The sequence below is a fragment of the Flavobacterium sp. B167r genome, from assembly GCF_056824315.1.
The window spans coordinates 1,287,150-1,298,979 of record NZ_CP124859.1 but is presented as its reverse complement, the minus strand read 5'-3'; the positions used below and the strand labels follow the sequence as shown (position 1 = coordinate 1,298,979).

Here is an 11,830-nt window from a genome sequence, read left to right as displayed (position 1 = left end):
ATTTATGCTTCAAAAAAAAGCATTTGATTACGAAAACGTTATATTTGTCTCACTAAAAAATCATGGAAAAAATGAATCCAAAAATATTGATCATTGGCGCTTGCGGTCAGATTGGAACGGAGCTGACTCAAAAGCTGCGTAAAATATACGGAACAGAGAATGTAATTGCTTCTGATATCCGAAAATTAAATACTGATGTTGTAAATTCAGGACCTTTTGAAGTGGTCAATGCTTTAGATTTTAATCAGATCGAACATTTGGTTGAAGTGCATAAAATTACCGATGTGTATCTTATGGCTGCGCTTTTATCAGCAACTGCCGAAAAAAATCCAGCTTTTGCTTGGGATTTGAATATGAATTCACTTTTTCATGTTTTGAATTTAGCTAAAGCTAAAAAGATTCAGAAGGTTTTCTGGCCTTCAAGTATTGCGGTTTTTGGGCCAACAACTCCAAAAGAAAATACGCCTCAATATACCGTAATGGAGCCTTCAACGGTTTATGGAATCAGTAAGCAAGCGGGTGAAAGATGGTGCGAATATTATCATAATATTTATGGTGTTGATGTACGAAGTATTCGCTATCCAGGTTTAATCAGCTGGTCGACTCCTCCAGGCGGCGGAACGACAGATTATGCTGTTGATATTTTCTCTAAAGCTATTGCTGATAAAAAATACGAATGCTTTTTGTCATCTGAAACCAAAATGCCAATGATGTATATGGATGATGCAATTGATGCAACAATCAATATTATGAAAGCGCCAGTTGAAGAAATCAAAATACATTCGTCATACAATTTGGCTGCAATGAGTTTTACTCCTACTGAAATTGCTGCAGAAATCAAAAAACATATTCCTGAATTTGAGATTACTTATAATCCAGACTTCCGTCAGAAAATTGCGGATAGCTGGCCAGCAAGTATTGATGATGCTGAAGCCAGAGAAGACTGGGGATGGAATCATAAATTTGATTTGGAAACTATGACAAAAGATATGATTGAGCATTTGAGTTAATTTTCAAACTTAATTAAAAAACAAAAATGCCGTTTAGAAAATTTCTAAACGGCATTTTTGTTTTACAGATTTGAAGTTTTATTTCACTTCAAAAACGTTATTTGTTTGTTTTACATCAGCCATTAATCCGCTTGGATCTATAGTGATTTTTTTGATTGACGTTTTGTTTTTATCAATTGTAAAACTGTAGTTTTGCTGTGCCCAAGCCCAGTCTTCTAGAACTGTTCTTTTCTCGTTTGGATTTGGATTTGGTTTGATGAAATTCATCATTCTTAACGGAATGTAGAATGTTTCAGAAGTCCCGTCAGTGTAATCCACTTTTAGATCGATAGGCATTGGCATTCTTCCAATTCTTTCTAAAGAGACTGTTGTTTTTCCTGCATTATCAGCTACAGCTGCAATTCCGTAATCGATAGTATTTGTAGTTTGTGTCCAGTCGATTAAATACCAATCTAACTCAGCTCCAGAAACTCTTTCTGCTGATCTCTTGATATCATTTGGAGTTGGATGTTTGAATTTAAAATCGTTGAAATATCTTTTTAAAGTTGCATCAACATTCTCTTTTCCGATTAAATAATCTAATTGAGAAAGGAAAAGACTTCCTTTGATGTAAGAAGAAATACTATACGGACGGTTTTCGTCATAACGATCTCCGTGAGTTGTTTGTGGCTGTTCTTTTCCAGAATTTACTAAACTGTAATACGCTTTATAATTTCCAACAAAAGGATTTACCTCTTTTTTGTCTCCTTTTAATTCATTCAAAGCACTGTCTTCGATGTAAGTTGTAAAACCTTCGTCCATCCAAGGGTGTTTTGATTCGTTTGAAGCTAAAATATGCTGGAACCAAGAGTGTCCTAATTCGTGTGTAGCTGTACCCAAAATTCCTTCAAGAGTTCCGTTTCCTAACATTAAAGTACACATTGCGTACTCCATTCCTCCGTCTCCACCTTGAATAAATGAGTATTGTTTGTATGGATAAGCTCCGACTCTTTGGTTGTAATAATCCATTACTTTAACCATTAAAGGCTCTAACTGTTTCCAGTTTGCAGTTGTTTTTTCGTTGTTTTTGTAAAAGAAATGCAAATCAACATCGTTTGGCCCTTTTACAATATCGTGAGTATATTCTTTATCAGCAGCCCATGTAAAATCGTGAACATTTGGTGCGATAAAATGCCATGTAAGTGTTTTTGCTTTTTTAGGATATGTAACTGTTACGCCCGCATCTTGGTAACCGTGTCCGATAGCATTTTTGTCTTGTAAATATCCTGAACCACCAATTGTATACTCTTTATCGATTGTAATTTTCACATCAAAATTACCCCAAACTCCGTGAAATTCTCTTGCAATGTACGGATCTGCATGCCATCCTTCAAAATCAAATTCGGCTAATTTTGGATACCATTGCGACATAGAAAGTTCAACTCCTTCAGAATTGTTTCTTCCAGAACGACGAACTTGAACTGGTACTTGTCCGTCAAAATCTAAAGTAAAAGTTGTTTTAGATTTTGGCAAAATTGGTTTAGCCAAAGTAACTTCTAAGATAGTTCCAGAAACTCTTGTTTGAGCAACAGCACCATCTTGTTTGAAGTTTGTAATTTTTAAATAACCAATTTCATTTGGTTTTAAAGTTTCAATACGGCTTTGTTTTACTTCTTTTCCATCTGCTCCTTTTACTTTATTTACCATTCTTCCGTCTGGATCTTTAATAAAATGAAGACGTGCATCCATTTCGCTTCCTGGTTGAAAAGCGTTTGGAAATAAATGATAGAATACTTTTTTCAGAGTATCAGAAGAATTATTGGTATAAACCAATTCTTGTTTTCCTTTGTACTGATAGTTTTTTACGTCCATAGAAACCTCCATTTTGTAGTCAGCGTGCTGCTGCCAATATGGGGCGCTTTGTGCAAAAGCTGAGTTAAAACCTAAGCTTAGGAAAGAAAGTAAAATAATTTTTCGCATGTTTATATGTAATAGAAAATGGAAGAGCGTTAGCCCTTCCATCGGATTAATAGTGTATTATCGTTTATTTTTTAGACATCTTTTCTGCCATTAATAAAGCATTGTAAGCATTTACCATCTTAGCTGTTTTTGATGATTCTACAGAAGAAACAGCAGTTGGTTTTTCTGCAGGATTTTCACTTTTTCCTAAAACAACGGTTGAAGGAAGCGCAACTCCAGAGTCCATTAAAATCTTTTTAACTTGAGCCGCTTTCAATTTCGGATAGTAAGAACGAATTAAAGCTGCAACACCTGCTGCATTTGGAGATGCCATTGATGTTCCTTGCAAATATTTGTATTTATTGTTTGGAACTGTTGCATAGATTTCTTCACCTGGAGCAAAAACGTCTACGTTTATTTTTCCGAAGTTTGAGAATGAAGCTACAACCGTTTCTCCGTATGATTTATTGATTGCTCCAATTGTAATTAAATTGTCAGCAAATTCTTTTACGTTGTCTTTAGAATCGTTTGGATAATTGATGTTTTTTGCTTCATCGATATTGTAACCGTCGTTACCAGCAGCATGAACAATTAAAACGTCTTTTTTAGCCGCATAAGAAATAGCATCATAAACCCATTGTTTGTGCGGAGAGAAGCTTTTTCCAAAACTTCCATTGATAACTTTTGCTCCATTGTCTACTGCATAACGAATTGCCAATGCGATATCTTTATCGTACTCATCTCCATCTGGAACTGCTCTTACAGTCAAAATTTCAACGTTATTCGCTACTCCGTCTCCACCTAAATTATTTCCTCTAATTTGAGCAATAATTCCGGCAACGTGAGTTCCGTGAAGCGCTTTTTCTTTATCCGGACCAAAAACAACATTATTTCCATAATGATTGTTTTTAATGTCTTCTGGATTATCGCCTACGATTTTTCTTCCGTCGTAATCTTTATTTAAATTATATTTTAACTGATCTTCAACTTGTTCGCTATATTCAGTTAATTCAGATTCTGGATTGAAAGTTGGGCCAGCATTTGTAAAAATCTGAGTCATAATTGCTTTACTTCTTGCGACTTTTGGATCTGTTGAAGTAACTGCGCTTAAGTCTTCGATTTTATAATCTGACTTATTCAGTTCTTTTTTAATTGTGTTATGAACATCAAGTAAAAAATCTGCTTGCTGTTTGTCTTGAAGAGCTTCTTCATATTTTTTAGTATACTCTGCTAAAGCTGCTTTATATTCTGGAGAACCGTCATCGGCTTTTTTTGCGATACGAGTCATTTCCAGATTTTCATGAACAGCATCTCCAAGGAAATTCCATCCGTGAACATCATCGATAAATCCGTTTTTGTCATCATCGATTCCGTTTCCTGGAATTTCTTTTTTATTTGTCCAGATCATTCCTTGCAAATCTTCGTGCTCGATATCTACACCAGAATCTACAATTCCTACGATTACTTTCTGCCCTTTTTTACCTTGCAATAATTCAGCATAAGCTTTGTCAACGCTCATTCCCGGAATTGAATCTTTTATTAAATCAAGATGACTCCATCTTTTTAATTCATTTTCGCTAAGAGGAGCTTTTTTTACAACTGCTGCAGGCGCTGTAATAAACTCTTTTGAAGTAGAAACCTGCGCTTGTACTGTAGCGCTACATCCTGCTAAAACAAGCAATGCAAAAGCAGATAATTTAAGAGGTTTTATATGATTCATGTATCTATATTATAAGTAAAGTTAAAAGATGGGTCTAAATTATGCTTTTTTGTTACAAAAAACTAACCGTTAACAATGTGTTATGAAATTTTGACGAAAATTATTCAAAACCATACTTCTTGCAAATATTTACGAATCAAATCATTACAAAAAATGACTCAACTCACCTAAAAATATACTTTCTGTATGTATTTGTTTTTGAATTATGAAAAATCGACAAAAAACATATTGCTTACGGCTTCCCGTAAGGAATATCCGTTTAATTGGCCTAAACTTGCCCGATCGAATTCTAAATTTTTTCTATGAAAGCAAAACTACTCTTATTGCTATTATTGGCAAATTTTTCTATTAATGCGCAAACGAACTTGGTTTCGAATGGAGATTTCGAAACTTGGAGTTCCTCGAATCAACCAAGCAATTGGTTACTATATTTTAGTGGCTATGTTTCTAAAAGCACTATCGCGCAAAATGGTGCTTCTAGTGCCAATATGATGATCGCCAGTGGAACATCTAATTTTATTAATACTAATTATTTTCCGGTAACAGCTGGTAAAACGTATAGAGTGACTTTATATCACAGGCTTGCGAAAGGAACATTTACTTCTATCGAACTTAGTTTGTATCATAAACCTAGCACTTTTAAGGAAGAAATTATCAAAAAATCGGATGCTACTTTTTCTACGACTGAGTGGAGAAAAATAGAATTTGAATATACTCCGACTGTATCTGAAAATATTGAATTGGATATCTGGACTTATGGATCTCTTAATTCTGAAATTTTGGTTGATAATGTTTCAATTGTAGATGTAAAAGATATTCCTCTACAATATACCAAAATTCCTGATGTTGAATTCGAAAAAAAATTGATCTCTTTAGGTCTTGATAGCGGCGCAACAGATGGACAAGTATTAACATCTAATATTAAAACTGTTACATCATTAACTCTTGACACAAGGGTAATTTCTGACTTGACAGGAATTCAGGATTTTACAGCTTTACAAACATTGGTTGCAAAAGGAGCCAATTATCTTTATCCTACTGCCGAGTCTGATGGTATATTGAAAACATTAGATATTTCTAAAAATATCAATTTGCTATCTCTAGATTGTTCTGTGAATAAATTGACTAGTTTGGATGTTTCTAACAATACCAAGTTAAACTATTTAAATTGCGGAGAAAATAAATTAACTTCAATCAACACCGCTAATAATCCTAACTTATGGTTATTATCAGTAGACAGTAATTTAATCACTACGATTGATATTTCAAAGAACCAGAATATAACTTCATTTTCTTGTGCTTATACAAAAGTAACCTCATTTGATCTTGGTAAAAATCCAGGATTACTTCTTATAAATGTATCCGGAAACAAACTAACAACTTTAGATGTTTCAAAAAATACTAGCCTAGTGACATTATATTGCTATGGCAATTCATTTACAACTATTGACATATCAAAAAACTATAATTTAGTTAATCTTGATTGTTCTAATAATCCGCTAACAAGTTTAGATCTATCAAATAATATTGCTTTACAAACTTTACTTTTCACAGATACCACACTCCCAACTTTAGATGTTTCTAAAAACATTAACTTAAAAGCAATTGACTGTGGATCAAAAGAATTAACTACAATTGATCTTTCTAAAAATTTAAACTTGCAACGTTTTGCGGGAAGTCATGGTCAATTTAAAACTCTTGATTTTTCTAAAAACGTTAATTTGACTACGGTATATTGTCAATTCAATCCCGTGTTAGGCGAAATAAATTTAAAAAACGGTAATAATACCAAGATTACAGGTATAAATTTAACAGGAAACCCAAGTCTATATTGCATACAAGTTGATGATGTAAATTATTCTACTCTAAATTGGAAACAAAAAGATGCATATGTAAACTATACTAGTGCATGTTCTGCTCCTACATATACCGCTATTCCTGATAAAGAGTTTGAAAAAAAATTGATTGAATTAGGCATCGATTCTGGAACAGCTGATGGAAGAGTTTTAACTTCAAGAATCGCCACTGTAAAATCATTAAAAGTTGATCCAACTCTAGTTGCTGATTTAACTGGTATCGAAGACTTTACTGCATTAGAATTATTTGAATGCAGAAGCGGCTGTATCTCTACAAGCGGTGGTGGCTGCGGAAAAATTACTAAACTTGACGTTTCTAAGAACACTGCTTTGACACAATTATATTGTGAGGGAAATCAATTAACTAGTTTGGATGTTAGCAAAAATACAAAGCTGATAAATCTATATTGTTCTTCTAACAAATTAACATCTCTAGATATTTCAAATAATTTAGAATTGTCTTCTATTGATGTATCTCGCAATTACTTGACAGAACTTAATCTTACTAATAATAAAAAGCTATATCAAATTAGCTGTAGTGATAATAAATTAAAAAATCTAGATGTAACGAACAGCAAATTATCTTTATTGTCTTGCGGCACTAATGAATTAAGCAGTTTGGATCTTTCTAACCAAAGCGGATTAACGCAACTATATGTTGAAAATAACAAGCTTACTACATTAAATACTACCAATAAGCCAAATTTAGTTTACTTTAATTGCACAAATAATTTACTGACCGATATTGATATAACTTCATCAACATCATTAGCAGAATTCAAATGTTCAAAGAACAAATTGACTAGTTTAGATGTTACCAAAAATGTCAATCTAACCACTCTTGCGTGCGGAACAAATACGATCTCAGGATTTGATATTTCAAAAAATTTAAAACTTAGAGAATTAGATTGTAGTGATCTTCAGTTAAACGAATTGGATGTTACATTTTTACCTGAATTAAAAAAATTAACGGCTGCCATAAACAATTTAACAGCTATTAATTTATCTAAAAATTCAAAACTAACTGATGTTTATGTATCTGAAAATCAAATTACAGAAATTGATCTAACAAAAAATCCTTTATTATCATATTTACTAATTTCGAATAATAAACTTAAAGTTTTAAACATTGTAAATAATTTAGAGCTACAATATGTTGATTTTTATAATAATCAATTAACGACATTTGATATTTCAAATAATAAAAAAGTAATTTATGTAAATGCCAATGGCAACAAGCTTACCAATTTAAATTTACAAAATGGCATACAGCAACTTTATATCAATCTTGAAGTTCCTAATTATAAAAACAATCCTGATTTAAAATGTATTCAGGTGACAGATGCAACTTATGCCAAAACAAATTGGGCTTATTATGCAGATCCAAATGTTAGATTTTCTGAAGATTGCGCTGGACCTCTTACGCTTCTTCCTAATAATTTTACTGTTGAAGCAAAAGGAGAATCATGTCAAGGTGAAAATAACGGAGCGATAAACATTACGGCTAAAGAGTCTTTTGCTTATCAGGCAAAAATTAATGACAAAACAGTATCATTTACAAATAATACTTTAAGCTATTCAAATTTAGCTCCTGGAAACTATACGATTTCTATTACTATTCCGAACGAAATTTTCGAACAAAACTTTAAAGTAACTATTCCGAAAGCGGCAACTACTACAGGAAAATCAAATGTAACGGCTAAGAATGTAGAAGTCGAAATTACAGAAGGAACTGCTCCTTTTACTGTATTTGTTGATGGTACTGAACAATTTAAGACAACAGACACCAATTTTACGGTTGCTTTAGACAAAGCAGGATTGGTTGAAGTGGCAACGGCAAAAGCCTGTGAAGGTATTTTTGCCAAAAAAGTTTCTTCTTATGAATTAGGAACTATGCTTGCCGCATATCCAAACCCTACTTCTGGTACGATTGAAATCGAAATTCCAAATGCAAAAACGGAAGTTTCAATTGAATTATTCAACTTTGGCGGTCAATTGGTTTCTAAAGGAAATTACAATACTGAAAGCGGAAAAGTGCTTTTAAATCTTGAAAAATTACCTTCAGGAATTTATGCCGCTAAGATCAATTCGGAAACTCCAGAATACATTAAAATTATAAAAAACTAAAAAATGAAGAACTCTATATACCTGTTGATTATCAGTTTATCGTTTGCAGCTTGCAGCGGAGGCGGTGATGACCCAAAACCTGCAGAAAATACCGCGCCAAGCGTCCCTGTTCTTTCGCTTCCTGTTGACAATAAATTATGTCTAGACAATAACGTATCCTTTCAATGGGTGGCTTCTACAGATGCAGAGAAAGATGTTATTGTGTATCAGATTCAAATTGCAAAAGACAATGCATTCAGTCAAATTGCACTTACGTTAGACAATGCGTCGCTTTCTACAAGCGCCTTGCAATTAGACAAAAACACAGCATATTATTGGAGAGTAAAAGCAACAGACAGCAAAGGTTTGTCAAGCGCTCATTCTTCAACATTTAAATTTTATACTTCAGGAGAAGCTGTTGTGAATCATTTGCCTTTTTTGCCAGAATTGATTTCTCCGACAATCAATGCTGTGAGCACAACAACCACAAGTTTGAAATGGAACGCATCAGATGTTGACGCTTCTGATGTTCTTACTTATGATGTCTATTTTGGAACTGCAAATCCGCCAACCGCAAAAGTAAGCGAGAATGCAAGTTCAAAATCATTTGATGTTACACTTCAGCCTACTACGCAGTATTATTGGAAAATTGTTGTAAAAGACAATAAAGGTGGTGAAACCGTAGGTCAAGTTTGGAAATTCAAAACCAACTAAATCTTAAAATTACAATTAGTTAAATTCAAAAAATCCCGTTTTCATTCTATTGATAATGGGATTTTTTATAGACTAAAAACGTTTTAATTCGTAAGAAAATCATTTACGATTAATTTGTATACTTGTATAAACAAAACCAAAAATCTACTCTATGAGAATAAAACTACTTTTATTACTTTTTTTTATCGGTTTATCGTCCTTTGCCCAAACACTCCCTTCGAATGTTCCTGCAAATGGTTTGCTTTTTTACTATCCTTTTAACGGAAACGCAAATGACATAAGCGGACATAATATCAACGGAAATCCTTCAAATCTAACTCCTGTCTCTGATCGGTTTGGAAATAGCAATTCTGCTTATTCATTTAATGGAATAAACAGTAGCATGCAACCTTATTTGGCAAACAATCCTCAAGTCAATAATACCCGAACTATTACTGGCTGGTTTAAAGCCTCTACGCCCATTAGCAAAAGCATGGATTTTGCAGTAATAAATTACGGAAACAATCCAGATAACGCTTTTAAAATGAGTTTTTATTCTAAAGGTTATTTAGATGTCATTTTTGAAAAACAAACTTTTTCATCTCAAAAAAATTACTTCAATAATCAGTGGACCTTTTTTGCTTTGACTTTTGATGATAACACTAATTTCTTTTCATTATATATCAATAATGTTCTCGAATTGTCTGGAACTGCAGATTTGTTCCCTAACGGATTTGGTGATTCATTAAGAATAGGAAAAAACAATGAAAAAGACTTTTTTGAAGGAACCTTAGATGATATTGCTATTTGGAATCGTGTCTTGACTCCAGCAGAACTTTCTGCTTTATATACTCCTGCACCACCATCTTATACCTTGATTCCTGATGCTAATTTTGAGAAAAAATTAATCGAATTAGGAATTGACACTGATGGATTAAATGGAAAAGTTCTTACCAAGAATATTAGCACTCTAATGTTCTTAGACGTTACCAAAAGTAATATTTCAGATTTAACAGGAATACAAGATTTTGCATCATTAACTGATTTGTATTGTGGTCAAAATTCATTAACAACATTAAATATAAGTAAAAATACCGCTCTAACTACTTTAGATTGTAGTAGCAATAGAATAACCTCTTTAGACGTAAGTAATAATATTGCTTTGCTTACTTTGAGCTGTTATGCCAATCAATTAACTAGTTTAAATGTTAAAGCAAATACGGCGTTAACAAAATTAGATTCGGGTTCAAACCAATATACTTCTTTAGATGTAAGCTCAAATACTGCTTTAACATTTTTGGGCTGTAATACAAGTCAATTAACTAGTTTAGATGTAAGTAATAATACAGCTTTAAATCTGCTGGATTGCCGCGAAAATAAATTAACCTCATTGGATGTTTCTAAAATCAGTACTCTAACAGAATTGTATTGTCAGTCTAATCAAATAACAGATTTGAATTTAAGCAAAAATAAAGTTTTAGAATATGTAAACTGTTCAAAAAACCAACTAACCACTTTAGACATTAGCGTAAATACTTCCATGGTTGGTTTATATGCTGTTTCTAATCAATTAACGAGTCTAAATTTGAAGAATGGAAATAATAAAAATTTTCTTTTAACCAATTATACAAAATTTACAAACAATCCAAATTTGACTTGTATTCAAGTTGATGACGCTGTTTATTCAAACGCAAATTGGTCTGCTCTTAAAGATGCAAATGCAACTTATAATACCACATGTGAGACAACAACTGTGGTGCTTTCGGACACTAATTTCGAACAAAAATTAATTGATTTAGGAATTGACACTGACGGCTTAAATGGAAAAATTTCAATTGCAGATGTAAGTTCTGTTACAAGTTTGGATCTTTCAAACAGCAACATCAAAGATTTAACTGGACTTGAATATTTTACTTCATTAACAACATTAGACGTGAGTAACAATCAGCTTACGACATTAGATGTTTCCAAAAATACGAAACTGACAATTGTATATGCAGTGAATAATCCTTTGGTTTCTTTAAATATTCGAAACGGAAATAACCTTAATTTTATTCTTCCATCAACTGGTAAAAAATCTGCTTCTGGATTGTATACTTCTTTCTTAGGGCTTACAACTCTTAGCTGCATACAAGTTGATGATGAGAATTATTCAAATGCAAATTGGTCAAATATTAAAGAATCTACTACGGTTTATGCTAATACTTGTAAAACTTTGGGCGTTGATGAATCTACTCGCAGTCAAGCTGTAATTTATCCAAACCCAACAAAAGGAGAGATAAACATTAGTAACATTTCGTTAGACAAAGCAACAGTTTACAATTCGTTAGGACAATTAGTAAAATCTTTTACTTTAAACAATGCAAACACAGATAATACAATCAATTTATCTGGCTTGCCTATAGGAGTTTATTATGTGTTTTTAATTAATGGAGATGCCGCTTCTGCGAAAAAAGTTATCGTAGAATAATCATCACTAAATAAATCAAAAAATCCCATTTTCATTC

The 11,830-nt window shown here is 32.7% G+C and carries 6 protein-coding genes; 4 read left to right on the top strand and 2 right to left on the bottom strand.

The window, feature by feature from the left end:
• The first annotated feature begins 71 nt into the window (after positions 1–71).
• Positions 72–1,010 carry an L-threonine 3-dehydrogenase gene (locus tag QLQ96_RS05935; protein ID WP_482495490.1) on the top strand — a complete coding sequence of 313 codons (939 nt, stop codon included), beginning with the start codon at positions 72–74 and terminating at the stop codon, positions 1,008–1,010.
• A gap of 78 nt (positions 1,011–1,088) precedes the next feature.
• Here QLQ96_RS05935 and QLQ96_RS05930 read toward each other — a convergent pair whose 3' ends face one another.
• Positions 1,089–2,969 (bottom strand): M1 family metallopeptidase, encoded by a 1,881-nt coding sequence (locus QLQ96_RS05930; RefSeq protein WP_482495488.1) that lies wholly within the window; start codon positions 2,967–2,969, stop codon positions 1,089–1,091.
• A gap of 64 nt (positions 2,970–3,033) precedes the next feature.
• Complete coding sequence (locus QLQ96_RS05925; protein ID WP_482495486.1) at positions 3,034–4,668, bottom strand: S8 family peptidase; 1,635 nt, start codon at positions 4,666–4,668, stop codon at positions 3,034–3,036.
• A 302-nt stretch (positions 4,669–4,970) separates the two neighbouring features.
• On the opposite strand from QLQ96_RS05925, the gene QLQ96_RS05920 reads away from it, so the two are divergent.
• The 3 genes from QLQ96_RS05920 (at position 4,971) to QLQ96_RS05910 (ending at position 11,793) form a co-directional block, all read left to right on the top strand.
• Positions 4,971–8,651 carry a T9SS type A sorting domain-containing protein gene (locus QLQ96_RS05920; protein WP_482495484.1) on the top strand — a complete coding sequence of 1,227 codons (3,681 nt, stop codon included), beginning with the start codon at positions 4,971–4,973 and terminating at the stop codon, positions 8,649–8,651.
• A gap of 3 nt (positions 8,652–8,654) precedes the next feature.
• Positions 8,655–9,344, top strand: a complete 690-nt coding sequence (locus tag QLQ96_RS05915; RefSeq protein WP_482495482.1) for a hypothetical protein — start codon at positions 8,655–8,657, stop codon at positions 9,342–9,344.
• 151 nt (positions 9,345–9,495) lie between these two features.
• The gene (locus QLQ96_RS05910) at positions 9,496–11,793 is read left to right on the top strand and encodes a LamG-like jellyroll fold domain-containing protein (protein WP_482495480.1); all 2,298 of its coding nucleotides are present in this window, start codon (positions 9,496–9,498) and stop codon (positions 11,791–11,793) included.
• The last annotated feature ends 37 nt before the right edge of the window (positions 11,794–11,830 follow it).